The sequence below is a fragment of the Streptomyces longisporus genome, assembly GCF_039532765.1.
Taxonomy (GTDB): Bacteria; Actinomycetota; Actinomycetes; order Streptomycetales; family Streptomycetaceae; genus Streptomyces; species Streptomyces longisporus.
Map to the genome: position 1 here is coordinate 14,814 of NZ_BAAASG010000014.1, position 23,547 is coordinate 38,360.

Consider the following 23,547-nt stretch of genomic DNA (forward strand, 5'->3'; position numbering starts at 1 on the left):
GGGAGTCTAGGGATGTCGAACATCGTCGGGAACTATTTCAGGCTCGCCCCCCTGACCGAAAGTCGGGCCTTGTGAACCACCACGCACATGCGCATCGGTTGGTTCCGTTGACGGGGTTGAAAACGGCCCGGAGAGTGGTAATCCACGCGAGGGGGACATGCGCGGCCACCGTGCCGCAACGCGGATCGGGGGGTCTGCCATGAGCGCGTCCATGGGCACGTCGTCGAGTGTCGAGTCCGTCGGAAGCGGCACCAGGGTGCCGTGGGGGGACGTCCTGCTGTCCGCGATCGCCACCGTGAGCTGGGCGTTGATCGGGATGGCGGGCACCGCGGCGCTCGGCCTGCATCTGCTGGAGGCGGACGCGTCGGGCTCACTCGGGCCGATGACCGCGGCGGTGGTGGCACTTGGGGCGGGTGGCTCGGTGACACCGTCCGGCGACGTGTCCGCGTTCGGCCTGACAGGCGCGCAGGCGCATACGGCCGTCACGATCACGCCATTGGGGGTCAGCCTGGTCGGCGCGCTCCTGCTGTCGTGGTTCTTCCTACGGTCCTTGCGGGCGGCGGGAGTTGTGATCGCGCCGGCCGAACTCCTCGCGCGTGCGGGCGCGGTGGTCGCGCTGTTCGTGGCGACGCTGGGCGGGCTGGCGTGGGCGGGGCACGACGTCATCACCATCGACGGCGGTTCGCTGGGGCTCGACAAGCTGCCCGGCACAGGCGGCGGGGGTGGGGGCGGCGTCGACATCCCCGGTCTCGGCGACATCGGGAACATCGGCGGGCTGCTGCCCGACAACGTCGGCAAGCTCATCCACGCGAAGGCGGCGGTCGGCTTCACCGTCGACACGGCGCCCACGCTGCTGGGCGGTCTCGGCTGGTCGGCCGGCATCCTGCTGATCGCCCTGCTGGCCTCGCGCCGCACTCCCCTGCCGCGCGGCTGGGAGGCCGTGCACCGGGTCGTACGGCCGGCGGCGTCGGCGATCGTCACGGTGATGCTGGTGGCGGTAGCGGCGGGGTTCGCGGCGGGGGCGTACGCGGCGATCGGTGACGACCACCCGAAGCGGATCTTCGGCGCCGCGCTGCTGGGCGCGCCCAACGGCATCTGGCTGGGCATCCCCATCGGTCTGTTCGTGCCGTTCGACGGCAGGGCGACCGGCGTACTGACCACGTTCCTGCCGCATCCGCTGGACGGCCTGCTCACCGCGAAGACCGACCGGTCGGTGACGCTGGCGCGGCTGGCGGACCTGGACGGGCGGGTGTGGCTGCTGGGGGTGGCGGCGGCCGTGCTGATGCTGCTGGCGGGGGTGCTGGCCGCGGTGCGGACGCCGGTGGGGGCCGGGGCTTCGCAGGCCGGTCCGGGCGCCCTCGCCTTCGCGGGGCGGTGCGCGGTGCGGCTGGGGATCGTCACGGCGCTGACGTTGCCGCTGCTGGCCTGGCTGACGGAGGTGTCGGTGGACGCCTCGCTGTCGGTGCTGGGCTTCGATGCGTTCGGCGCCGGGGTCGAGTTGCACGGGCACCTCGGCATGGCGCTGCTGCTGGGCGCCCTGTGGGGTGCGGGAGCGGGGGCTGCCGGGGCGCTGCTGGCGTGGGCGACCGGCGCGGCGGGGCGGCGGGCGGCGCCGTTGGCGCTGAGCGGCGAGGTCGCGGGGGTGTACGCGCCCGAAACCGGGGAGGGGATGCCTGCCGCCGGGGGCACGTCGGGTCCGTACACGCCCAGTACGCCGTACCGGGCGCCGAACCCCACCACCAATCCGTATCTGCGGCTGCCGGACGAGCTGCGGGAGCCGGAGGACGCGCGACCGCCGGACCGGCAGGGCCCGCCGGGAGCCCCCGGCCACGGACGGCCGCCCGCCGGCAGCGACATGTACGGCGCCCCGACGGTGGCCCGTCCGATGGGCACCCCGCCCCGCCCCCGCCCCGGGAACCGACCGAGCCCCGGCCCGAACGAGGCCCCGCCACCACCCCCGCCTCCGCCCCCTCCGGTGCGGCCGCAGGACGACCGCTGAACCACACGCAACCGGCCCCGGCACACATGCGCCGCTCGATGCACACCCCCGACCGGGCCCTCAAGGCACCCGCCCACCGCCGAAGCGGCCGGGGACGCCGGGGCCCTCGTGCGGTCGTGGTCAGCGCGTAAGGCCTTCGACATCTGCTCGACACCCACTGTTCCGTGTCCGGCAGGCGGACCGCGGCGGCGGGCGGCACTGGGTGCCGGATACGGTGGGTACACCATGAGCGCATCGCAGACCTCGACCTCTGACGTCCCCACCCTCCTCGTCAAGATCTTCGGCAAGGACCGGCCGGGGATCACGGCCGGCCTGTTCGACACCCTCGCCGCCTACTCCGTCGACGTGGTCGACATCGAGCAGGTCGTCACCCGTGGCCGGCTCACGCTGTGCGCGCTCGTGACCCCGCCGCCGCACGGTCTGGAGGGCGATCTGCGGGCCACCGTCCACAGCTGGGCGGAGTCGATGAAGATGCAGGCGGAGATCATCTCCGGGCGGGGCGACAACCGCCCGCGCGGTCTCGGACGCTCACTGGTCACGGTCCTCGGTCACCCGCTCACGGCGGAGGCGACCGCCCGGATCGCCGCGAAGATCGCCTCCGTGGGCGGCAACATCGACCGCATCTTCCGCCTCGCCAAGTACCCCGTCACGGCGGTCGAGTTCGCGGTGTCCGGCGTCGAGACCGAGCCGCTGCGCACCGCCCTGGTGACGGACGCCGCGGCACTGGGTGTCGATGTGGCGGTCGTCGCGGCGGGGCTGCACCGGCGGGCGCAGCGGCTGGTCGTCATGGACGTCGACTCGACGCTCATCCAGGACGAGGTGATCGAGCTCTTCGCGGCGCACGCCGGCTGCGAGGACGAGGTCGCCGAGGTGACCGCGGCCGCGATGCGCGGGGAACTGGACTTCGAGCAGTCGCTGCACGCGCGCGTGGCGCTCCTGGAGGGGCTCGACGCGTCCGTGGTGGACAAGGTGCGCAGCGAGGTGCGGCTCACGCCGGGGGCGCGGACCCTGATCCGTACGCTCAAGCGGCTCGGATACCAAGTGGGCGTGGTCTCCGGCGGATTCACCCAGGTCACGGATGATCTGAAGGAGCGGCTGGGGCTCGACTTCGCGCAGGCCAACACCCTGGAGATCGTCGGTGGCAAGCTCACCGGCAGGGTCACCGGCGAGATCGTCGACCGCGCGGGCAAGGCGCGGCTGCTGCGCCGGTTCGCCGCGGAGGCGGGCGTACCGCTCGCCCAGACCGTGGCGATCGGCGACGGCGCCAACGACCTGGACATGCTCAACGCGGCCGGCCTCGGTGTCGCCTTCAACGCCAAGCCTGTCGTACGGGAGGCCGCGCACACCGCGGTGAACGTGCCCTTCCTGGACACGGTCCTGTATCTGCTGGGCGTCACCCGTGAAGAGGTCGAGGCCGCGGACACGCACGACGAGCACTAGTCGCCCCGATCGGCACGTCGAGGGGCCCGGCACCGTGGTGGTGCCGGGCCCCTCGGTCGTCGTGTCGCCTGCTCGCTTCGTCGGTCGTCTACTGGTTGCGCCGTCTCGGCTACTCGGTCGGCGCCCAGTAGTCCAGCAGCGTGGCCACGCCTGGCTCCAGACCCTTCCAGGGCCCCTCGAAGGACAGGACGGCGAAGGCGGCGGCCGGGAAGCCGCGGCGGTTCATCCGCTCGCCCGCGTCGCCCTCGGACGAGCCGGCCAGGATCTCGGCGAGACCCTGCACGCCCGGGTTGTGGCCGATGAGTACGGCGTTCTGCACGTCGTCGGTGGTCTCGTTGAGCAGCGCGATCAGCTCGCCGGGTGAGGCCTCGTAGATCCGCTCCTCATAGACGGTTTTCGGCCGGTGCGGGAATTCATGGACGGCGAGCTTCCAGGTCTCTCGGGTCCGGATCGCGGTGGAGCACAGGGCCAGATCGAAGGGGATACCGGTGTCGGCCAGCTTGCGTCCGGCGACTGCGGCGTCCGTGCGGCCCCGCTCAGCGAGGGGACGTTCGTGGTCGGTCACCTGTGGCCAGTCGGCTTTCGCATGCCGGAAGAGGACGATCCTGCGGGGTTCTGCGACGCTCATGGAACCCAGCTTCGCATGAAACAGGCCATGGGGCGCAGGGAGTTGACTGGCGGCCGAACCGGTGCTCAGCGGCCTATGAGCTGCTGTGCCCGCTCGAAGAGGTGGGTGATCCCCGGGTCGCCCGTCGCCGCCTGCGCGTCCGAGGGGTTCAGCATCAGAGCGAGCAGCACGATGAAGGCGAGCGTCGGCAGCGCGAGGGCCCACCAGGGCAGCCGGATGTCGACGCCACCCGTGGTCGCCGGGTGGGGCCGGGTGCGCGACTGGGCCGACATGGGTGCCTCCGCTGGTCTTCGGGTCTCCGGTGATCCGCCGTATGCGGTCACACCCTCGAAGTTACGGAATCCCGAGCCCTCAACCCATCCGGAGATCCACCCAGTTGACCCTGACACTCACCCCCTAGGGGATGGTGGTGCTAACCCCACCATCGGGCCCGTCGGGCCGCCCGGCGGACGGTCACGGCGAGGCGATCGTCGCGATGATGGCGATGATCACGAAGATGGCGAGGAACGAGCCGAAGACGAGCAGCATCTTCTTCTGGCCGTTCTGGGGGTTCGGGTCGAGCACTGGCATACGGCAAGTCTCGCACCCGTCGCCCGCGGCGGTTCGGCCGGGGTCAGCGGGCCGCCTCGTCCTCCACCGTGCGGTTGCGCCCCGCCAGCACGCCGACGACCATCTGCGGGACCATCAGGGCGGCCATCAGCGCGATCGGCAGCCCCCAGCCGCCGCTGTGCTGGTAGAGCACGCCCACCAGGAGCGGGCCGGGGATGGAGATCAGATAGCCGGTGCTCTGCGCGAACGCCGACAACTGGGCGACGCCCGCGCCGGTCCTGGCCCGCATGCCGACCATGGTGAGGGCCAGCGGAAAGGCACAGTTGGCGACGCCGAGCAGCAGCGCCCACGCCCAGGCACCGGCGGCCGGTGCGAGGTACAGGCCGGCGTAACCGGCGAGTCCACAGGCGCCCAGCGCGATCACGATCGGCCCCTGGTGCGGCAGCCGGGCGGCGACCCGCGGGATGACGAAGGCCAGGGGCACGCCCATCACCATGGTGACGGCGAGCAGCAGCCCCGCCGTGCCCGCGGGCACGCCCGCGTCCCGGAAGATCTGCGCCATCCAGCCCATCGTGATGTACGCGGCGGTGGCCTGCAGCCCGAAGAAGACGGCGAGCGCCCAGGCGGTGCGGCTCCGGGTGATCCGCAGCGCGGGCGCCTCCATGCGCGCGTGCTCCTGCCGCCCGGCCGGCTCCTCGGCGGGCGCCGCGCCCCGCTGCCGTACGAAAGGGGTCCACGGCAGTACGGCGGCCGCCGCGAGGGCCGCCCACACCGTGAGTCCGGACTGCCAACTGCCGCCCAGCGCCTCGGTCACGGGGACCGTCACCGCGGCCGCCGCGGCGGTGCCCAGGGCGAGCGCCATCGAGTAGAGGCCGGTCATGGAGCCGACCCGGTCGGGGAACCAGCGCTTGACGATGACCGGCATCAGGACGTTGCTGACGGCGATGCCCATGAGGGCGAGCGCGCTGGCGGCGAGGAAGCCGGCCGTGCCGCCCGCGTACGGCCGTATGAGCAGGCCCGCGGTGATGGCGACCATGCCCGCGCACACCACCGCGCCGGGTCCGAAGCGGCGGGCCAGGCGCGGGGCCGTGACGCCGAAGACGGCGAAGCAGAGCGGGGGCACGGAGGTGAGCAGGCCGGCCACGCTGCCGCTCATGCCGAGCCCGTGGCGGACCTCTTCGAGGAGCGCGCCCAGGCTGGTGATGGCGGGGCGGAGGTTGAGGGCCGACAGGACGATGCCGAGTACGAGCAGCCTCGTCGTCCACGCGCGCGTGGCGGGTCGCCGGGGCTCGTCCCCGGCGTGAATGGCCACGGTGGTGAACGTCTTCGTGCGGGTTTCCTCACTTGCCATGCCGTCCATCATAGAATCATAGGATGATTGGTTGCCCATCCCCGGGCCGGCCGGATCCGCCCGCCGCGTGCGAAGGTGTGCCATGCCCCTGAGTCATCCCCGCCGTTCCGCGCTGCCCGAGCAGGTCATCGCCGCGCTGCGGCACGAGATCACCTCGGGCGAGTGGCCGGTCGGCTCCCGGATCCCGACGGAGCCCGAGCTGGTCGAGCAGCTCGGGGTCGCCCGGAACACGGTCCGTGAGGCCGTCCGCGCCCTGGCGCACAACGGTCTGCTGGATATCCGCCAGGGCTCGGGCACATATGTCGTGGCGACCAGCGAGCTGGCGGGCGTGATGCACCGCCGCTTCGCCGACGCGGACCCGCGGCACATCGCCGAGCTGCGCTCCACGCTGGAGTCGGCGGCCGCCAGACTTGCCGCCGGGCGCCGCACGGAGAAGGACCTCAAGCAGCTGGACGCGCTGCTCGTACGGCGCGAGGAGGCCTGGGAGTCGGGTGACACGGAGACCTTCGTGACGGCGGACGCGACCTTCCACATGGCGGTGGTGGCGGCCTCGCACAATGACGTGATGACCGCGATGTACGCGGACCTCGGCGAGGTGCTGCGGGACTGGCTGCGCGAGGACGTCGGCCAGGAGCTCGCCCCGGAGACGTACATGGACCACGCGCGCCTGGTCGACGCGATCCGCACGGGCGACGCCGAGGCGGCCGGTGCGGAGGCGGCGAGCTATCCGTTCCTGTGCCGTCCGGGACGGTTCAGCGCCTCTGGTGACTGATCCACACCGAGCCGACTTCCTTCCAGCACCGGCCGGTGAGCCGTACGGTCATCGCCGGCTCGGTGTCGACGGGGGTGCCGTCGGTGTCGAGGTCCCACCAGCGGGCGCACTCGACGTGCAGGCTGACGCCGTCGGTCAGCGGATACGGGTTGTGGCAGTACGCGGTCACATGGGAGCCGGTCACCCTGGTGCGGCACTCGGCGCCGAAGAGCTGCGGCGCCGGCGGCTTCCCGGGCTTCACGCGCGCGTGGGGCATCGCCTCGTACGGCAGGGACATCACGAGAGCGACGGCGACGGTCACTGAGGCCAGGTTGCGGAAGATGCGCACAAGGGGACCTCCTCGGCCGTGCTGGGGAGGGAATCACGTGCCGGACCCGTAATCCAGGGTGCGCAGTGGTGGCCCGGCCCGCCCGGTCGCATAGCCCGAACGGGTGACATCTCGCACCAAGGGCGGCGGACGCGCCGAGGGCCCGCACCCGGCGGGGTGCGGGCCCTCGGTGTCGGCCGGGGCTCAGCGGCAGCGTCAGGCGCCGATGGCGTGCAGACCGCCGTCCACGTGGATGATCTCGCCCGTGGTCTTCGGGAACCAGTCGCTCAGCAGGGCGACGATGCCCTTGCCGGCCGGCTCCGGGTCCTTGAGGTCCCACTCCAGCGGGGAGCGGCTGTCCCACACGGAGGCCAGGTCGCTGAAGCCCGGGATGGACTTGGCGGCCATGGAGCCGATCGGGCCCGCCGAGATCAGGTTGCAGCGGATGTTCTGCTTGCCCAGGTCACGGGCGAGGTAGCGGCTGGTGGCCTCCAGGGCGGCCTTCGCCGGGCCCATCCAGTCGTACTGCGGCCAGGCGTACTGCGCGTCGAAGGTGAGGCCGACGACCGAACCGCCGTTCTGCATCAGCGGCAGACAGGCCATGGTCAGCGACTTCAGGGAGTACGCCGAGACATGCATGGCGGTGGCCACGGACTCGAACGGCGTGTTCAGGAAGTTGCCGCCGAGCGCGTCCTGCGGCGCGAAGCCGATGGAGTGCACGACGCCGTCGAGGCCGCCCAGCTCCTCGCCGACCAGGTCGGCCAGACGGGCCAGGTGCTCGTCGTTGGTGACGTCGAGCTCGATGACCTTGGTGGGCTTGGGGAGCTTCTTGGCGATGCGCTCGGTCAGCGTGGGCCGCGGGAACGCGGTCAGGATGATCTCGGCGCCCTGCTCCTGGGCCAGCTTGGCGGCGTGGAAGGCGATGGAGGACTCCATCAGCACACCGGTGATCAGGACGCGCTTGCCCTCGAGAATTCCGCTCATGGTTGTCAGTGACCCATTCCCAGTCCGCCGTCAACGGGAATGACGGCTCCAGTGATGTACGAGGCGTCGTCCGAGGCGAGGAACCGCACCGTCGCGGCCACCTCCTCCGGCTGCGCGTAACGGCCGAGCGGCACCTGCTTGACGATGCCCTCGCGCTGCTCGTCGGTGAGCACCTTGGTCATGTCGGTGTCGACGAAGCCGGGCGCGACGACGTTGAAGGTGATGTTGCGCGAACCCAGCTCACGGGCGAGGGAACGCGCGAAGCCGACCAGGGCGGCCTTGGAGGCCGCGTAGTTGGCCTGGCCGGGGCCACCGTACAGCCCGACGACCGACGAGATCAGGACGACGCGGCCCTTCTTGGCGCGCAGCATGCCGCGGTTGGCGCGCTTGACCACGCGGAAGGTGCCGGTGAGGTTGGTGTCGATGACCGAGGTGAAGTCCTCCTCGGACATGCGCATCAGGAGCTGGTCCTTGGTGATGCCGGCGTTGGCGATCAGGACCTCGACCGGGCCGTGCTCGGCCTCGATCTCCTTGTAGGCCTGCTCCACCTGCTCGGTGTCGGTGATGTCGCACTTGACGGCCAGGCAGCCCAATTCCGTCAGGGCGGCCGGCGGCTCACCCGAGCGGTAAGTGATCGCGACCTTGTCGCCGGCGTCGGCGAATGCGCGGGCGATGGCGAGGCCGATGCCCCGGTTGCCTCCGGTGACGAGAACCGAGCGGCTCAACGGATCACCCTTTCGATAGCGGTCTGATACCCCCCGCCCGAACACCTGGATGACAGGCGGCTTCCTCGAAAACCTATCGGTCCCGGTGCTCCCGCGGACAATCGGGCACCGACAGTGGCTTAGGGGACTCACTGTCGGGTCCCTACAGAAAGTTCCCGGTACCGGCTCGAAACCTGTGGTCCGCGGCCCGGTCACGCGAAATGATCGGGGGCAACCGCCGGTCCGATCACAGGTCACGACAACAAGGAGAGACCTCGGTGCCTCATACCATCGACGAAGCCTTCACGGCACTTCCCCTACGGGCCCTGGCCGACGCGGCGCTGGCACGCGCGCGTGCCCTGGGTGCCGAGCACGCGGACTTCCGGTTCGAGCGGGTGCGCAGCGCGTCCTGGCGCTTCCGGGACGCCAAGCCCGCCGGTTCGTCGGACACCACCGATCTCGGGTACGCGGTACGGGTCGTGCACGGCGGCACCTGGGGCTTCGCATCGGGGGTGGATCTGAGCCTGGACGCCGCCGCCAAGGTCGCCTCGCAGGCGGTGGCGATGGCGAAGCTCTCCGCCCAGGTGATCAAGGCGGCCGGTTCACAGGAGCGGGTGGAGCTCGCCGACGAGCCCGTGCACGCCGAGAAGACCTGGATCTCGTCGTACGACATCGACCCGTTCTCCGTGCCCGACGAGGAGAAGTCGGCGCTGCTGGCGGACTGGAGCGCGCAGCTGCTGGCGGCGAACGGCGTCAACCATGTCGACGCCTCGCTGCTCACCGTGCACGAGAACAAGTTCTACGCCGACACGGCCGGGACCGTGACCACACAGCAGCGCGTGCGGCTGCACCCGCAGCTGACGGCCGTGTCGGTCGACGAGTCGAGCGGCGAGTTCGACTCGATGCGGACGATCGCGCCGCCCGTGGGACGCGGCTGGGAGTACCTCACCGGCACCGGCTGGGACTGGGAGAGCGAGCTCGAGCAGATCCCGGAGCTGCTCGCCGAGAAGATGCGCGCGCCGAGCGTCGAGGCGGGTCTGTACGACCTGGTCGTGGACCCGTCCAACCTGTGGCTGACCATCCACGAGTCCATCGGCCACGCCACCGAGCTGGACCGGGCCCTCGGCTACGAGGCGGCCTACGCCGGCACCTCCTTCGCCACCTTCGACCAGCTCGGCAAGCTGAGGTACGGCTCCGAGCTGATGAACGTCACCGGCGACCGCACCGCCGAGCACGGACTTGCGACCGTCGGGTACGACGACGAGGGTGTCGAGGCGCAGTCCTGGGACCTGGTGAAGGACGGCACGCTCGTCGGCTACCAGCTGGACCGGCGGATCGCGAAGCTGACCGGGTTCGAGCGGTCCAACGGGTGCGCGTTCGCCGACTCCCCCGGACACGTGCCGGTGCAGCGCATGGCCAATGTGTCGCTGCAGCCGGATCCGGCCGGGATGGCGACGGAGGACCTGATCGGTGGGGTGGACCGGGGCATCTACGTCGTCGGTGACCGTTCGTGGTCGATCGACATGCAGAGGTACAACTTCCAGTTCACGGGTCAGCGGTTCTTCAAGATCGAGAACGGTCGGATCACCGGCCAGCTGCGGGATGTCGCCTACCAGGCGACGACCACCGACTTCTGGGGCTCGATGGCCGCGGTGGGCGGCCCGCAGACGTATGTCCTCGGGGGTGCCTTCAACTGCGGCAAGGCCCAGCCGGGCCAGGTCGCCGCCGTCTCGCACGGCTGCCCGTCCGCGCTCTTCAAGGGCGTCAACATCCTCAACACCACGCAGGAGGCCGGTCGATGAGCGCCCGCAGCAACAAGCCGCACGAGATCGTCGAGCGGGCGCTGGAGCTGTCCACCGCCGACGGCTGTGTCGTCATCGCCGACGAGCACTCGACCGCCAACCTACGCTGGGCGGGCAACGCGCTCACCACGAACGGCGTCACGCGCGGGCGTACCCTCACGGTCGTCGCGACCGTCGACGGCAAGGAAGGCACCGCCTCCGGTGTCGTCTCCCGCTCGGCCGTGACCGCGGACCAGCTGGAGCCGCTGGTGCGGGCCGCCGAGGCCGCCGCCCGTGGCGCCGGGCCCGCGGAGGACGCACAGCCGCTGGTCACGGGCGTCGCGCAGTCGCCGGACTTCGTGGACGCGCCCGCCGAGACCTCGTCGACCGTGTTCGCCGACTTCGCGCCGGCACTCGGTGAGGCGTTCGCACGTGCGCGGGCGGGCGGCCGCGAGCTGTACGGCTTCGCCAACCACGAGCTGGTGTCGAGCTATGTGGGTACGTCGACGGGCCTGCGCCTGCGGCACGACCAGCCCAACGGGACGCTGGAGCTGAACGCCAAGTCCCCGGACCGTACGCGCTCGGCGTGGGCGGGCCGTTCCACGCGTGACTTCAAGGACGTCGACCCGGCCGCGCTGGACGCGGAACTCGCCGTACGCCTCGGGTGGGCTCAGCGGCGGATCGCGCTGCCCGCCGGGCGGTACGAGACGCTGTTGCCGCCGACCGCCGTCGCGGACCTGCTGATCTACCAGATGTGGTCGGCGTCCGGCCGGGACGCGGTCGAGGGCCGCACGGTGTTCTCCAAGCCGGGCGGCGGCACGCGCGTGGGCGACAGGCTCAGCGAGCTGCCGCTGACCCTGCGCAGCGACCCGAACGAGCCGGGCCTGGAGTCGGCGCCCTTCGTGATCGCGCACTCCTCCGGCGGCGACCAGTCGGTGTTCGACAACGGCCTGCCGCTCGCGGCCACCGACTGGGTACGGCAGGGCGAACTGGCCCACCTGACCACCACCCGGCACAGCGCGGGCCTGACGGGGCTGCCGGTGGCTCCCTCGATCGACAACCTCATCCTGACCGGCGGTGACGACCGCTCTCTTGAGGAGATGGTCGCGAACACCGAGCGGGGGCTGCTGCTGACCTGCCTCTGGTACATCCGCGAGGTCGACCCGGCCACGCTGCTGCTCACCGGTCTGACCAGGGACGGCGTCTACCTCGTCGAGAACGGCGAGGTGAGCGGCGAGGTCAACAACTTCCGCTTCAACGAGTCGCCCGTCGACCTGCTGGGGCGGGCGACGGAGGCCGGGCGTACGGAAAAGACGCTGCCGAGGGAGTGGAGCGACTGGTTCACTAGGGCTGCGATGCCTGCGCTGCGGGTGCCCGACTTCAATATGAGCTCTGTCAGTCAGGGCGTATAACCTCGTAGCCGGTGGTCGCTCGACTGCCCGAAGATCATCAAGGAGATACGAGAACCGTGACGGACATCGTCGACGAGCTGAAGTGGCGGGGTCTGTGGGCCCTGTCCACTGACGAGGATGCTTTGCGCAAGGCGCTCGCGGACGGTCCCGTCACGTTCTATTGCGGCTTCGACCCGACCGCGGCCAGTCTGCACGTCGGCCACCTGGTCCAGGTCCTCACCATGCGCCGGCTGCAGCAGGCCGGCCTGCGCCCGCTGGCCCTGGTGGGCGGCGCGACCGGCCAGATCGGTGACCCGCGCCCCACGGCGGAGCGCACGCTGAACGACCCGGAGACGGTCGCGAACTGGGTGACCCGGCTGCGCGCGCAGATCGAGCCGTACCTGTCCTTCGAGGGCGAGAACGCCGCGGTGATGGTGAACAACCTGGACTGGACGGCCGGTCTGTCCGCCATCGAGTTCCTCCGGGACATCGGCAAGCACTTCCGCGTCAACAAGATGCTGACCAAGGACTCCGTCGCGCGCCGTCTGGAGTCCCAGGAAGGCATCAGCTACACGGAGTTCAGCTACCAGCTGCTGCAGGGCATGGACTTCCTGGAGCTGTACCGGAGGTACGGCTGCACGCTCCAGCAGGGCGGCAGCGACCAGTGGGGCAACCTCACGGCGGGCCTGGACCTGATCCACCGGCTGGAGCCCGACGCCGAGGTGCACTGCCTGGCCACACCGCTGATGGTCAAGGCGGACGGCACCAAGTTCGGCAAGACCGAGGGCGGCGCCGTCTGGCTCGACCCCGAGATGACGACGCCGTACGCGTTCTACCAGTTCTGGCTGAACGTGGACGACCGGGACATCTCGACGTACATGCGGATCCTGTCCTTCAAGTCCCGCGAGGTACTCGAAGAGCTGGAGAAGCAGACCGAGGAGCGTCCGCAGGCCCGTGCCGCTCAGCGCGCGCTGGCGGAGGAGCTGACGACGCTGGTGCACGGCGCCGACCAGACGGCCGCGGTGATCGCCGCGTCCCGTGCCCTCTTCGGGCAGGGGGAGCTGGCGGAGCTGGACGAGCGGACGCTGGCGGCGGCGCTGTCCGAGCTGCCGCATGTCCGGGTCGCCGAGCCCGGCCCGGTGGTGGACCTGTTCGCCGAGGTCGGCCTGGTGGCCAGCAAGTCGGCTGCGCGGCGGACCGTGAAGGAGGGCGGGGCGTACGTGAACAACGTGAAGGTCGCATCCGAGGACGCCGTTCCCGCCAAGGAGGATCTGCTGCACGGGCGGTGGCTTGTGCTGCGGCGGGGCAAGAAGAATCTTGCCGCCGTCGAGGTCGCCGGGGCGTAGTCGCCATAGGGGCGCGGGGGGTCTGCGGGCTGCTGCTTCGTCGTGGCTGTTCGCGCCCTCGCGGCGGAGCCGTAAATCGACGCAGCCCCGCGCCCCTGACGGAGCGCTTCAGCTCACGCCCGTTGTTTTGGCCGTGCACCGTACGGCGCATGCCGGGCGGGGCCGTACGTGCTGCGGCTGAGGCCGTTCGGGCAGGTAGGAGGTGACCCGCTCTCGTAGGCGGCGCAGGCGCGGCGTAACGTTGGAGGGGTCCGGGCACCGCTCCCCGACCGGGGGTGGACCGGGCACGGGGACGGGGACGGTCCGATGCGGGCGGATGGTGGAATGTGATGCGGAAGCTGCATGGCGTCGGCAACAGCCAGGTGTTCCGGATCACCGGGGCTCGGGCGAGCCTCGATGAGGACGTGCGCAGCCGGCAGCGCCGGTACGTCATCTCGATGTCTATCCGTACGGTGTCGGTGATCCTCGCGGCCTCGCTGTGGAACGTGGAACGGCCTGTTGCGATCGTGGCGTTGGTCCTCGGAGCGGTCCTCCCCTACATCGCCGTGGTGATCGCCAACGCGGGCCGGGAGAACGCGCCGTCGCTTCCGTCGACGTTCGTGAGTGTCCCGATGCGTCCGATGATTGCGCCGCCGCGGACGAAGGACGGTTTCGCGGAACCGGTCCCGGAAGATGTCGCGGCCGAGCCCGCACCGGGCGCACGAAGCGAGCCGCACGACCGGGCGTGACCATGGCGCAGGGGTCGCAAGCGGAAGGCGGCTCCGCACCAAGCTCAAGAAAAGCTCAGATCAATCATGTTGTTCCGGTGCCGGGCAACGGGTTACCCGTGACATACTTCGTAGGCGCTCCGCATCCCCCGTCGGAGCGACAGACCGACGCCGGGCAGCTCCCCCCGTGGCTGCTCGGCGTCGCCTTGTTCGGCGGCTTTTTCCGCGCCTTGTTCAGCCCGGTTGTGAGACGAACCTGTGAGTGACGAGAACCCGATCTGCTCCGCCAAGGGCTGCCGTGCCGATGCCGTGTGGGTGCTCGCGTGGAACAACCCGAAGATCCACACGCCGGAGCGGCGCAAGACCTGGCTCGCGTGCGAGGAGCACCGGGAGCATCTGTCGCAGTTCCTCGGGGTGCGGGGTTTCCTCAAGGACGTCGTGGAGTTCGACGACTGGGAAGCGCCCGAGAACTCCTAGCCGCCGATCGCCGACATCGGGCGGTCCGGCTGGACGAACGACGGGTCGTCCAGGCCCGCTCCCGCCTTCTTGCCCCACATGGCCAGTCGCCAGATGCGGGCGATCTCCTCGTCCGGAGCGTCGGAGCGCAGGGCTGCGCGCAGGTCGGTCTCCTCCTGTGCGAACAGGCAGGTGCGTATCTGGCCGTCGGCGGTGAGGCGGGTGCGGTCGCAGGCCGAGCAGAACGGACGCGTGACGGAGGCGATGACGCCGACACGGTGCGGGCCGCCGTCCACGATCCAGCGCTCGGCGGGGGCCGAGCCGCGCTCGTCCGTACCCTCCGGGGTCAGGTCGAAGCGGGTACGCAGCGAGGCCAGGATGTCGCCCGCGGTGACCATGCCCTCGCGCTTCCAGCCGTGCTGGGCGTCCAGGGGCATCTGCTCGATGAAGCGCAGCTCGTAATCGTGCTCCACGGCCCAGGCGAGCAGGTCCGGGGCCTCGTCCTCGTTCAGTCCCGGCATCAGGACGGTGTTGACCTTGACCGGGGTCAGTCCTGCGTCGCGGGCGGCCTGCAGGCCCTCGATGACGTCCTTGTGCCGGTCGCGGCGGGTGAGGGTCTTGAAGGTAGCGGGGCGCAGGGTGTCGAGCGAGACGTTCACCCGGTCCAGGCCCGCTGCCTTCAGGGCCGTCGCCGTGCGCCCCAGTCCGATGCCGTTCGTCGTCAGGGACATCTGGGGGCGGGGGTGCAGCGCGGCGACCCGCTCGACGATGCCGACCAGGCCCGGGCGCAGCAGGGGTTCGCCGCCGGTGAAGCGGACCTCCTTGATGCCCAGGGAGGTGACGGCGATGTCGATCAGGCGGACGATCTCGTCGTCGGTGAGCAGGTCGGGCTTGGCCAGCCACTGCAGTCCCTCTTCGGGCATGCAGTACGTGCATCGCAGATTGCACCGGTCGGTGAGCGAGACCCTCAGGTCGGTGGCCACTCGGCCGTAGGTGTCGATGAGCACGTGGGCCCCCTCCCTCGTAGCTGATCAGATACGGATCAGTGCCGGTCCATCATTTCCGTCACTTGTGAGCCTACGTGACGTCACTGACAACAACAGCGGCCCGATCCCACGAGGTACGGCACGGCCGCGTCGTAGGGACCTACGACGCGGCCGGGTCAGGGGCCGTTTCCGGCTGTCGTCAGTGGGCGCCGGTGCCGGTCAGGGACCGGACCTCCAGCTCTGCGTACTTGCCCTTGTCGGGCTCCTCCTTGGACAGGTAGGTGCCGATGACGCCGAGCAGGAAGCCGACCGGGATCGAGATGATGCCGGGGTTCTCCAGCGGGAACCAGTGGAAGTCGACGTGGGGGAACATCGACGACTCCTTGCCGGAGACCACCGGCGAGAACAGCACCAGGCCGACCGCCGTGATCAGGCCGCCGTAGATCGACCACAGGGCTCCGGAGGTGGTGAACCGCTTCCAGAAGAGGCTGTAGAGGATGGTCGGCAGATTGGCGGAGGCGGCGACCGCGAAGGCGAGGGCCACGAGGCCGGCCACGTTCAGGTCGCGGGCGAGGGCGCCGAGGCAGATGGAGACGGCACCGATCGCGACCGTCGCCCAGCGGGCCGCGCGCAGCTCCTGCTTCTCGGTGGCCTCGCCCTTCTTGATGACGTTCGCGTAGATGTCGTGGGCGAACGACGAGGAGGAGGCGAGGGTCAGGCCCGCGACGACCGCGAGGATCGTGGCGAAGGCGACCGCGGAGATGGAGGCCAGCAGGATGGCGCCCCAGTTGGAGTCGACCCCGCCCAGGTGCAGGGCCAGCAGTGGTGCCGCCGTGTTGCCCGCCTTGTTGGAGGCGATGATCTCGTCCGGTTTGATGAGCGCCGCGGCCCCGAAGCCCAGCGCGAGCGTCATCAGGTAGAAGGCGCCGATGAGACCGATCGCCCAGTTCACGGACTTGCGGGCGGCCTTGGCCGTGGGAACCGTGTAGAAGCGGATCAGGATGTGCGGAAGGCCCGCGGTGCCCAGCACCAGGGCGATGCCCAGGGAGATGAAGTCCAGCTTGGACGTCGAGGTGAGGCCGTACTTCAGGCCGGGCTCCAGGAACGCCGATCCCTTGCCGCTGTTGTCGGCAGCCTTGCCGAGCAGGTCGGAGATGTTGAAGTTGAACTTCAGCAGGACCAGGAAGGTCAGCAGCAGGGCGCCCGCGATGAGCAGCACGGCCTTGACCATCTGGACCCAGGTGGTGCCCTTCATGCCGCCGATGGTGACGTACACGATCATGAGGATGCCGACGAGGGCGACGATGCCGATCTTGCCGGCGTCGCTGGTGATGCCGAGCAGCAGCGAGACCAGGACACCCGCGCCCGCCATCTGGGCCAGCAGGTAGAAGATCGAGACGACGATGGTGGAGGTGCCGGCCGCGGTGCGGACGGGCCGCTGGCGCATCCGGTAGGCGAGGACGTCACCCATGGTGTAGCGGCCCGAGTTGCGCAGGGGCTCGGCCACCAGGAGCAGCGCGACCAGCCAGGCGACCAGGAATCCGATGGAGTACAGGAAGCCGTCGTAGCCGGCCAGCGAGATCGCGCCCGCGATGCCGAGGAAGGACGCGGCGGACATGTAGTCGCCGGAGACGGCGAGGCCGTTCTGGAAGGCGGTGAACTGGCGGCCGCCCGCGTAGAAGTCTGCGGCGTCCTTGGTCTGGCGGCCCGCCCATACGGTGATGACGAGGGTCGCGGCGACGAACACCGAGAACAGGGTGATGATCAGCGGCCGGTGCTCACTGGCCGCACCCGCGGCCAGCACGGTCTGCTGCGCGATGCTCATGCGTCGCCCTCCATACGGGACTTGATCGCCTCGGCCTTGGGGTCGAGCTCGGCGGCGGCGTGCCGCGAGTACCACCAGGCGATGAGGAACGTGGTGAGGAACTGGGCGAGGCCGAGCACCAGGGCGACGTTGACGTTGCCGAACAGCTTGGTGCCCATGAAGTCGTCCGCGTAGTTCGACAGCAGGACGTAGAGCAGGTACCAGGCGATGAAGCCGACGGTGAGCGGAAAGGCGAAGGAGCGGTGGGAGCGGCGCAGTTCACCGAACTCCGCGCTCTCCTGCTCCGCGACGAACTCCTCGGTGGCGGGAAGTCGGGCTTGGGTCTTCGAGGGGGGCGGTGTCTCGGTGGCCACGGAGTCTCCTCGCGTTGCGGATGCGGTTGTGACGGGGATCGGGGGCGAGTGTCCTCGTGCTCCCTGTCCAAGGTCACGGCGCCACGCGAGGACAGGTTCAACTCCCTTGACCTGTTTCCGAACTCACCTTGGGCAACTCATTGCTGACCAGCGGCGCCGGGAGATAGCTTCGGCCTGCACCGCCCGTCATGTACCTGCCCGAGCAGCACCTGCGTCTCGGGCGGTTTCGTTTCCGGATGATGTGGAGACCCCATGGCTCATCTGCGTTCCAGACGCCGGCTCGCACTCGCCGTACCGGTCGTGCTGTCGCTGACCGCCTCGCTCGGCTTCCTCCCGGCGGCCGCACAGGCCGCCCCCCGCGCGCAGTCCACGGCGCGGACGGCCGACGCGGAAAACTTCGCCTATCTCGTCAACACCAGGACGGACCGTCGCACGATCGAGTCGGTCAAGGGGGCGATAGCCAAGGCCGGCGGCACCGTCGTCGTGGCGTACGACAGGATCGGCGTGATCGTCGTTCACTCCGCGAACCCCGCCTTCGCCCAGCAGATACGCAAGGCGCCCGGCGTGCAGTCCGCGGGGGCCTCGCGCACCTCGCCGGTGACGGCGGCGGGGACGACGGACGAGGGGGCGGTGCAGTACCTCTCCAAGGCCGAGGCCGCGAAGATCGCGGGGAGTTCGACGGCCGGCGAGGAGCCGCTCGAGGCCGACCAGTGGGACCTCAGGGCGATCGGCGCCGACAAGGCGGCCAAGGTCGACCCGGGCAGCAAGAACGTGACCGTCGCCGTGATCGACGTCGGCGTCGACGACACCCACCCCGACATCGCCCCGAACTTCTCCGCCTCGCAGTCCGCGAACTGTGTGAGCGGCAAGGCGGACACGACGTACGGCTCCTGGCGGCCGGTGGACGCCGAGCACTACCACGGCACCCATGTGGCGGGCGAGATCGCCGCGGCACGCAACGGCATCGGTGTCGCGGGGGTCGCGCCCGGTGTGAAGGTTTCCGGCATCACGGTGGCCCAGCCGGACGCGAACCAGCTGTTCTTCCCGGAGAGCGTGGTGTGCGCCTTCGTGTTCGCCGCCGACCACGGCGTCGAGATCACCAACAACAGCTACTACGTTGATCCGTGGCAGTACAACTGCATGGACGACCCCGATCAACGTGCCATTGTTGATTCGGTCAACAGGGCCCAGCTGTATGCACAGCGCAAGGGCACGCTCAATGTCGCCGCCGCGGGCAACTCCAACGACGACCTCGACTCGAACGCCCTCGTCGACGCCTCCAGCCCCGACGACTCGACCCCGGTCACCCGGACGGTCGACCCGCACAAGTGCTTCGACGTGCCGACCCAGCTGCCGGGTGTGGTCACGGTCAGCGCGACCGGTGTCACGGGCGCAAAGTCGTACTACTCCAGCTACGGCGACGGTGTCATCGACGTCGCGGCGCCGGGCGGCGACAAGTACAAGATCCCCGACACGCCGTCGAAGAACGGCCGCATCCTGTCCACGCTGCCGAACAACTCCTACGGCTTCCTGCAGGGCACGTCGATGGCCACACCGCATGTCGCGGCCGTCGCCGCGCTGCTGAAGTCGACGCACCCGTGGGCCACTCCGGCCCAGCTGCAGGCCCTCCTCAAGGCGCAGGCCGACAATCCGGGCTGCCCGGCCGGCCCGTACGACGGGAACGGCGACGGCGTCGTGGACGCCACCTGCGTGGGCGGCAAACGGATCAACGGATTCTACGGTTTCGGTATCGTCAACGCGCTGCGCGCAGTGAAGTAGATCCAGTGCCTGCTCGGGCGGCGCGGTGACAGGGACCGCGCCGCCCCGGACCGCCCGCACGGTCCGTACCCACCGCTCGCACCGCGAACGAACTGGAGGCACCGACACATGACAGCGCCTCACCCGCGCTACCGCCGCGCGCTCGCGATCCCGCTCGGGACGGCGATGGCGACGGCCCTCGCGTTCGTGCCCAACGGCACGGCCGAGGCGGACAGCGCGCCGGCGGCCAGGACCGCCGCCGACGCGAGCTCGCTCAGCTATGTCGTCAACGTCCGCCCCGGGCATGGAGCTCCGGCATATGTGAAGAAGGCGATCGCCGAGGCCGGCGGCACGATCGTGACGTCGTACGACGAGATCGGCGTGATCGTCGTCCACTCGGCGAACCCCGGCTTCGCCAAGACCCTGCGCACCGTGCACGGGGTGGAGTCGGCCGGCAACACCCGCAACGCACCGCTGCCCGCCCAGTCGACGACCGACACGGGCGCCCCGAAGGCGCTCACGGCCGAGGAGCTGAAGGGCGTCCAGGCCGCCGACGGGCAGGACCCGCTGGAGCCGCTGCAGTGGGATCTCGCCGCCATCAAGGCGGACAAGGCGCACGAGAAGTCGCTGGGCAGCCCGAAGGTCACGGTCGGCGTGATCGACACCGGCGTCGACGACACGCACCCCGACATCGCGCCGAACTTCAACCGGAACGCCTCGGTCAACTGTGTGTCGGGCAAGCCGGACACGACCGACGGCGCCTGGCGGCCCAGCGCCTCGGAGAGCCCGCACGGCACGCATGTGGCGGGCGAGATCGCGGCCGCGAAGAACGGCATCGGCATGACGGGTGTCGCTCCGGGCGTGAAGGTCGCCGGCATCAAGGTGGGGAACCCGAACGGCTACTTCTACACCGAGGCCGTGGTCTGCGGCTTCGTGTGGGCGGCCGAGCACGGCGTCGACGTCACCAACAACAGCTATTACACCGACCCCTGGTACTTCAACTGCACCGACGACCCGGACCAGAAGGCGCTCGTGGACGCCGTCACCCGGGCCGCGCGGTTCGCCGAGCGGAAGGGCACGGTCAACGTGGCCGCGGCCGGCAACGAGAAGTACGACCTGGCATCGGACTCGATCACGGACCCGTCCTCGCCGAACGACGGCACACCCTCCGAGCGGGTGGTCGACCCGTCCAAGTGCCTTGACATACCGACCCAGTTGCCGGGTGTGGTGACCGTGGCGGCAACCGGCGCGAAGGGCATCAAGTCGTCGTACTCCAACTACGGTCCTGGCATCATCGACGTGGCCGCTCCGGGCGGCGACTCGACCCGCTTCCAGGCCCCGGCCCCGCCGGCCACCAGCGGCCTGATCCTGGGCACGCTGCCGGGCGGCAAGTGGGGCTACATGGCCGGAACGTCCATGGCCTCGCCGCATGTGGCAGCGGTCGCCGCATTGATCAAGTCAACCCATCCGCACGCCTCCGCCGCCCTGGTGAAGGCCCTGCTGTATGCCGAGGCCGACAGCACGGCGTGCACGGACCCGTACGACATCGACGGGGACGGCAAGGTCGACGCGGTGTGCGAGGGGCCGAGGAACTACAACGGCTTCTACGGCTGGGGCACGGTGGACGCGCTGGCCGCAGTGACGAAGTAGCGGGAAGGAGCAGACAGAAGCAGGACGCAGGTCACCGGACCACCGTCCATATATTGATTCAGTCAATGATGCATAGTGCATTCATGACTGCAATCAAGTTCGCATGGTCTGCACTGGGCGGCGATGCCGCTCTTCTCCGGCGAGTCTCGGCCGTGGTGCGGGAGGGCGCTCTCCAGGGGCGCCTTCCCGTACGGGAGTTGGCGCGGGCCTGCGTCGGGGCCTGCGCGCTGGCCGCTGCCGAGTTGGGCGCACGGCGGAGCGGGCTCCCCGAGGTGCCCGCGGTCCGGGTGGACGACGGTGCCGTCGCCGCGGCCTTCCACAGTGAGCGGCATCTGCTGGTCGACGGGCGGGCGCCGGTCAGCTTCGCGCCGTTGTCGCGGTTCTGGCGGACGGCGGACGGATGGGTGCGGACGCACGCGAACTATCCGCACCACCGGGCACGGCTGCTGAACGCGTTGGGGGTGCCGGCCGACGCGGCCGCCGTCGAAGCCGCGCTGGCCGAGCGGTCCGCGCCGGAGGTCGAGGAGGCGGTGTGCGCGGCCGGGGGCCTGGCCGTGGCACTGCGCACCCCTGAGGAGTGGGCCGCGCACGAGCAGGCCGTGGAGGTGGCCGCGCGCCCCCTGGTGGAGCGCGCACGGCTCGGCTCCGCGCACGCGCGCGTGCTCGCCCCGCTCGACGGGTCCCCCCTGCTGCCCGCGGCCGGACTGCGTGTCCTCGACCTGACCCGGGTGCTGGCCGGCCCGGTCGCCACCCGCACGCTCGCCCTGCTGGGCGCGGACGTACTGCGGGTGGACCCCCCGCGCCTGCCCGAACTGCCCGACCAGCACGCCGACACGGGCTTCGGGAAGCGGTCGACGACGCTGGACCTGACGGCCGACCGGCGCGCCTTCGAGGAGCTGCTCGCGGCGGCGGACGTGGTCGTCACCGGGTACCGGCCCGGCGCCCTGGACCGGTTCGGGCTGTCGCCGCACGCGCTGGCGGAGCGGCGGCCCGGGGTGGTCGTGGCGCAGGTGTCGGCATGGGGCGCGTACGGGCCGTGGAGCGAGCGGCGGGGCTTCGACAGCCTGGTGCAGGTGGCATCGGGGATCGCCGCCGTCGAGGGCTCGCCCGAGCAGCCGGGGGCGCTGCCCGCGCAGGCGCTCGACCACGGGACGGGTTATCTGCTGGCGGCGGCGGTGCTGCGGGCGCTGACCGAGCAGTCGTACGAGGGGGGCAGCCGTTTCGTACGACTGGCGTTGGCGCGGACGGCCGAGTGGCTGGTGAACGGCATCGAGGCCGGCACCGCGGGCGACGAGTCGTACGACGGGCCCGGTCCCTGGCTCGCCGAGACGGACAGCTCGCTGGGGCGGCTGCGGTACGCGCTGCCGCCGGTGTCCTTCGCGGGCGGGCCCGCCGACTGGGCGCGGCCGCCGATGCCCTGGGGGACGGATCCCGCGCGCTGGGTCTGAGTCATCGGAGCGCCGGAAAGCGTACCCGTGAGCAGAATGCCGTACCCCAGTTGTCTTACTCCACTTGCCCGGTTCTGTGACGGGTGGCGAACATCGTGAGGTGACCTTGATAAAACCCACGGCCGGGGAAGCCGAGGCCGGGAAGCCCGTACGGCGCTCCCGGGCCGGCCGAGCCGTCGCCGTACTCGTCCTGGTGGCCCTGGCCGCGCTGATACCGCTGCTCGGCCCGTCCGTCGCCCTGCACGGCACCGGAGAGGCCGCCGCACCCGGGGTCAGCGGCATCGCGCTGCTGCGGGCGATCCTGTTCGCCGCGTTGTGCGTGCCGGTGGGCGAGTTGTTCGTCAAGCGTCTGGCCCGTTCGCTGCCCGACACTCCGCAGGGAGTGCCCCGCAGCTGGGCGCCGTATGCGGCCGCCGCCGGTTTCGTCGCCGCACTGGGCCTCGCCTCGGTCGTGTCCACCGGCAACCTGGTGCCGCACAGCCTGGCCGACATCAACGTCGGCGGCCTCTACGACTCGCGGGACGGCAAGCTCGCGCTGGTCGAGGTCAACGCCTTTCTCGCGGCCGGCCTCTGCGCCCTCTCGCGCCGCCCCGCCACCCAGGCCTGGCCGCTGGCCGCGGTCATCACTGCGGAAGCCCTGCGCGCGCACCCCACGAGCGAACACAGCCCGCTGCTCGGGTCGGGGCTGACGGTCGTGCACCTGACCTGCGCGACGCTGTGGTCGGGGAGTCTGCTGCACACGCTGCGGACGCTGCGCCGGTGGGGCCCCTCCGAGGCGGGCGCGGCCCTGCTGGGGCTCTACGCGCGCGTGGCGGCCGTTCTGCTCGCCGTCATCACCGCGACCGGGGTGTGGAGTTCGCTGCGCCGCATGCCGTTGCACACGATCCTGGACCAGCTGACGACGACGGCGTACGGGCGCACTCTGCTCGCCAAGGTGATCCTCGTGGCCACCGTCGCCCTGCTCGCCCTGTGGGCGCGGATCCGGCTGCGCCGTGCCACCGACCCGCTGACCGCCTGCTCCCCCGCGCGCGTGGAGGTCGCCGCGCTCGGGGTGGTGGTCCTGGTGTCGGGGCTGCTGACGGCGCTGCCGCTGCCGATCCGCTGGTCGTGAC

General features: G+C 70.7%; 22 protein-coding genes. 12 read left to right on the plus strand and 10 right to left on the minus strand.

Annotated features, from left to right (window positions below):
- Positions 1-211 precede the first annotated feature (211 nt).
- Complete coding sequence (locus tag ABD355_RS28975) at positions 212-1,999, plus strand: streptophobe family protein (protein WP_425585808.1); 1,788 nt, start codon at positions 212-214, stop codon at positions 1,997-1,999.
- Positions 2,000-2,224: 225 nt separating this feature from the next.
- Positions 2,225-3,439 (plus strand): phosphoserine phosphatase SerB, encoded by a 1,215-nt coding sequence (gene serB / locus ABD355_RS28980; protein WP_344403687.1) that lies wholly within the window; start codon positions 2,225-2,227, stop codon positions 3,437-3,439.
- A gap of 109 nt (positions 3,440-3,548) precedes the next feature.
- On the opposite strand, the gene ABD355_RS28985 is transcribed toward serB, so the two are convergent.
- The 4 genes from ABD355_RS28985 to ABD355_RS29000 all read right to left on the minus strand — a co-directional run bounded on the left by ABD355_RS28985 (position 3,549) and on the right by ABD355_RS29000 (position 5,979).
- A complete protein-coding gene (locus tag ABD355_RS28985) occupies positions 3,549-4,067 on the minus strand; it encodes a SixA phosphatase family protein (protein ID WP_344403688.1) in 519 nt (172 codons plus the stop codon).
- Positions 4,068-4,132: 65 nt separating this feature from the next.
- A complete protein-coding gene (locus ABD355_RS28990) occupies positions 4,133-4,339 on the minus strand; it encodes a hypothetical protein (RefSeq protein WP_344403689.1) in 207 nt (68 codons plus the stop codon).
- A 181-nt stretch (positions 4,340-4,520) separates the two neighbouring features.
- Entirely contained in the window at positions 4,521-4,637 is a 117-nt protein-coding gene (locus ABD355_RS28995; RefSeq protein WP_269787331.1) for an SGM_5486 family transporter-associated protein, read from the minus strand.
- Between the two features lie 43 nt (positions 4,638-4,680).
- Complete coding sequence (locus ABD355_RS29000) at positions 4,681-5,979, minus strand: CynX/NimT family MFS transporter (RefSeq protein WP_425585801.1); 1,299 nt, start codon at positions 5,977-5,979, stop codon at positions 4,681-4,683.
- Positions 5,980-6,049: 70 nt separating this feature from the next.
- Here ABD355_RS29000 and ABD355_RS29005 point away from each other — a divergent pair, with 70 nt between their 5' ends.
- Entirely contained in the window at positions 6,050-6,739 is a 690-nt protein-coding gene (locus ABD355_RS29005) for a FadR/GntR family transcriptional regulator (protein WP_344403691.1), read from the plus strand.
- Here the strand turns inward: ABD355_RS29005 and ABD355_RS29010 are convergent.
- The 3 genes from ABD355_RS29010 to fabG form a co-directional block, all read right to left on the minus strand.
- Positions 6,720-7,067 (minus strand): hypothetical protein, encoded by a 348-nt coding sequence (locus ABD355_RS29010; RefSeq protein WP_344403692.1) that lies wholly within the window; start codon positions 7,065-7,067, stop codon positions 6,720-6,722. The two genes, ABD355_RS29005 and ABD355_RS29010, sit on opposite strands and share 20 nt — an antisense overlap.
- A gap of 195 nt (positions 7,068-7,262) precedes the next feature.
- Positions 7,263-8,030 (minus strand): enoyl-ACP reductase FabI, encoded by a 768-nt coding sequence (fabI, locus tag ABD355_RS29015; RefSeq protein ID WP_344403693.1) that lies wholly within the window; start codon positions 8,028-8,030, stop codon positions 7,263-7,265.
- Positions 8,031-8,035: 5 nt separating this feature from the next.
- Complete coding sequence (gene fabG, locus ABD355_RS29020) at positions 8,036-8,755, minus strand: 3-oxoacyl-[acyl-carrier-protein] reductase (RefSeq protein ID WP_344403694.1); 720 nt, start codon at positions 8,753-8,755, stop codon at positions 8,036-8,038.
- 257 nt (positions 8,756-9,012) lie between these two features.
- On the opposite strand from fabG, the gene ABD355_RS29025 reads away from it, so the two are divergent.
- The 5 genes from ABD355_RS29025 to ABD355_RS29045 all read left to right on the plus strand — a co-directional run bounded on the left by ABD355_RS29025 (position 9,013) and on the right by ABD355_RS29045 (position 14,436).
- A complete protein-coding gene (locus ABD355_RS29025) occupies positions 9,013-10,536 on the plus strand; it encodes a TldD/PmbA family protein (RefSeq protein ID WP_344403696.1) in 1,524 nt (507 codons plus the stop codon).
- Positions 10,533-11,927, plus strand: a complete 1,395-nt coding sequence (locus ABD355_RS29030; protein WP_344403699.1) for a metallopeptidase TldD-related protein — start codon at positions 10,533-10,535, stop codon at positions 11,925-11,927. Before ABD355_RS29025 ends, ABD355_RS29030 begins: the two co-directional genes overlap by 4 nt.
- A gap of 56 nt (positions 11,928-11,983) precedes the next feature.
- Positions 11,984-13,252 (plus strand): tyrosine--tRNA ligase, encoded by a 1,269-nt coding sequence (gene tyrS / locus ABD355_RS29035; RefSeq protein ID WP_344403700.1) that lies wholly within the window; start codon positions 11,984-11,986, stop codon positions 13,250-13,252.
- Between the two features lie 329 nt (positions 13,253-13,581).
- Positions 13,582-13,980 (plus strand): DUF3099 domain-containing protein, encoded by a 399-nt coding sequence (locus ABD355_RS29040; RefSeq protein ID WP_344403702.1) that lies wholly within the window; start codon positions 13,582-13,584, stop codon positions 13,978-13,980.
- Positions 13,981-14,217: 237 nt separating this feature from the next.
- Positions 14,218-14,436, plus strand: a complete 219-nt coding sequence (locus tag ABD355_RS29045) for a hypothetical protein (RefSeq protein ID WP_344403704.1) — start codon at positions 14,218-14,220, stop codon at positions 14,434-14,436.
- Here ABD355_RS29045 and moaA read toward each other — a convergent pair.
- From moaA to ABD355_RS29060, 3 genes are all read right to left on the minus strand, one after another.
- Positions 14,433-15,422, minus strand: a complete 990-nt coding sequence (gene moaA, locus ABD355_RS29050; RefSeq protein WP_344403705.1) for a GTP 3',8-cyclase MoaA — start codon at positions 15,420-15,422, stop codon at positions 14,433-14,435. The genes ABD355_RS29045 and moaA overlap by 4 nt on opposite strands.
- Positions 15,423-15,600: 178 nt before the next feature.
- Positions 15,601-17,226, minus strand: coding sequence for a solute symporter family protein (locus tag ABD355_RS29055; protein WP_344403707.1), 1,626 nt, complete (start codon positions 17,224-17,226; stop codon positions 15,601-15,603).
- Positions 17,223-17,579, minus strand: coding sequence for a DUF485 domain-containing protein (locus ABD355_RS29060; RefSeq protein ID WP_344403709.1), 357 nt, complete (start codon positions 17,577-17,579; stop codon positions 17,223-17,225). Before ABD355_RS29060 ends, ABD355_RS29055 begins: the two co-directional genes overlap by 4 nt.
- 252 nt (positions 17,580-17,831) lie before the next feature.
- Between ABD355_RS29060 and ABD355_RS29065 the strand changes: the two genes are divergently transcribed.
- The 4 genes from ABD355_RS29065 to ABD355_RS29080 all read left to right on the plus strand — a co-directional run bounded on the left by ABD355_RS29065 (position 17,832) and on the right by ABD355_RS29080 (position 23,546).
- Complete coding sequence (locus ABD355_RS29065; RefSeq protein WP_344403710.1) at positions 17,832-19,358, plus strand: S8 family peptidase; 1,527 nt, start codon at positions 17,832-17,834, stop codon at positions 19,356-19,358.
- Between the two features lie 108 nt (positions 19,359-19,466).
- The gene (locus ABD355_RS29070) at positions 19,467-20,987 is read left to right on the plus strand and encodes a S8 family peptidase (RefSeq protein ID WP_344403712.1); all 1,521 of its coding nucleotides are present in this window, start codon (positions 19,467-19,469) and stop codon (positions 20,985-20,987) included.
- A gap of 83 nt (positions 20,988-21,070) precedes the next feature.
- Positions 21,071-22,435 carry a CoA transferase gene (locus tag ABD355_RS29075; RefSeq protein ID WP_344403714.1) on the plus strand — a complete coding sequence of 455 codons (1,365 nt, stop codon included), beginning with the start codon at positions 21,071-21,073 and terminating at the stop codon, positions 22,433-22,435.
- Positions 22,436-22,535: 100 nt separating this feature from the next.
- Positions 22,536-23,546: a CopD family protein gene (locus tag ABD355_RS29080; RefSeq protein WP_344403716.1), complete on the plus strand. Its 1,011-nt coding sequence runs from the start codon at positions 22,536-22,538 to the stop codon at positions 23,544-23,546.
- Position 23,547 lies beyond the last annotated feature (1 nt).

Excerpts from the sequence above, each read along its gene's own strand:
- ABD355_RS29055 (WP_344403707.1), bottom strand. The coding sequence starts at position 17,226 with ATGAGCATCGCGCAGCAGACCGTGCTGGCCGCGGGTGCGGCCAGTGAG.
- ABD355_RS28995 (WP_269787331.1), bottom strand. The coding sequence starts at position 4,637 with ATGCCAGTGCTCGACCCGAACCCCCAGAACGGCCAGAAGAAGATGCTG.
- ABD355_RS29030 (WP_344403699.1), top strand. The coding sequence starts at position 10,533 with ATGAGCGCCCGCAGCAACAAGCCGCACGAGATCGTCGAGCGGGCGCTG.
- ABD355_RS29070 (WP_344403712.1), top strand. The coding sequence starts at position 19,467 with ATGACAGCGCCTCACCCGCGCTACCGCCGCGCGCTCGCGATCCCGCTC.
- ABD355_RS29040 (WP_344403702.1), top strand. The coding sequence starts at position 13,582 with ATGCGGAAGCTGCATGGCGTCGGCAACAGCCAGGTGTTCCGGATCACC.
- serB (WP_344403687.1), top strand. The coding sequence starts at position 2,225 with ATGAGCGCATCGCAGACCTCGACCTCTGACGTCCCCACCCTCCTCGTC.
- ABD355_RS29005 (WP_344403691.1), top strand. The coding sequence starts at position 6,050 with ATGCCCCTGAGTCATCCCCGCCGTTCCGCGCTGCCCGAGCAGGTCATC.
- ABD355_RS28975 (WP_425585808.1), top strand. The coding sequence starts at position 212 with ATGGGCACGTCGTCGAGTGTCGAGTCCGTCGGAAGCGGCACCAGGGTG.
- ABD355_RS29000 (WP_425585801.1), bottom strand. The coding sequence starts at position 5,979 with ATGATGGACGGCATGGCAAGTGAGGAAACCCGCACGAAGACGTTCACC.
- fabI (WP_344403693.1), bottom strand. The coding sequence starts at position 8,030 with ATGAGCGGAATTCTCGAGGGCAAGCGCGTCCTGATCACCGGTGTGCTG.
- ABD355_RS29065 (WP_344403710.1), top strand. The coding sequence starts at position 17,832 with ATGGCTCATCTGCGTTCCAGACGCCGGCTCGCACTCGCCGTACCGGTC.
- ABD355_RS28985 (WP_344403688.1), bottom strand. The coding sequence starts at position 4,067 with ATGAGCGTCGCAGAACCCCGCAGGATCGTCCTCTTCCGGCATGCGAAA.
- ABD355_RS28990 (WP_344403689.1), bottom strand. The coding sequence starts at position 4,339 with ATGTCGGCCCAGTCGCGCACCCGGCCCCACCCGGCGACCACGGGTGGC.
- ABD355_RS29075 (WP_344403714.1), top strand. The coding sequence starts at position 21,071 with ATGACTGCAATCAAGTTCGCATGGTCTGCACTGGGCGGCGATGCCGCT.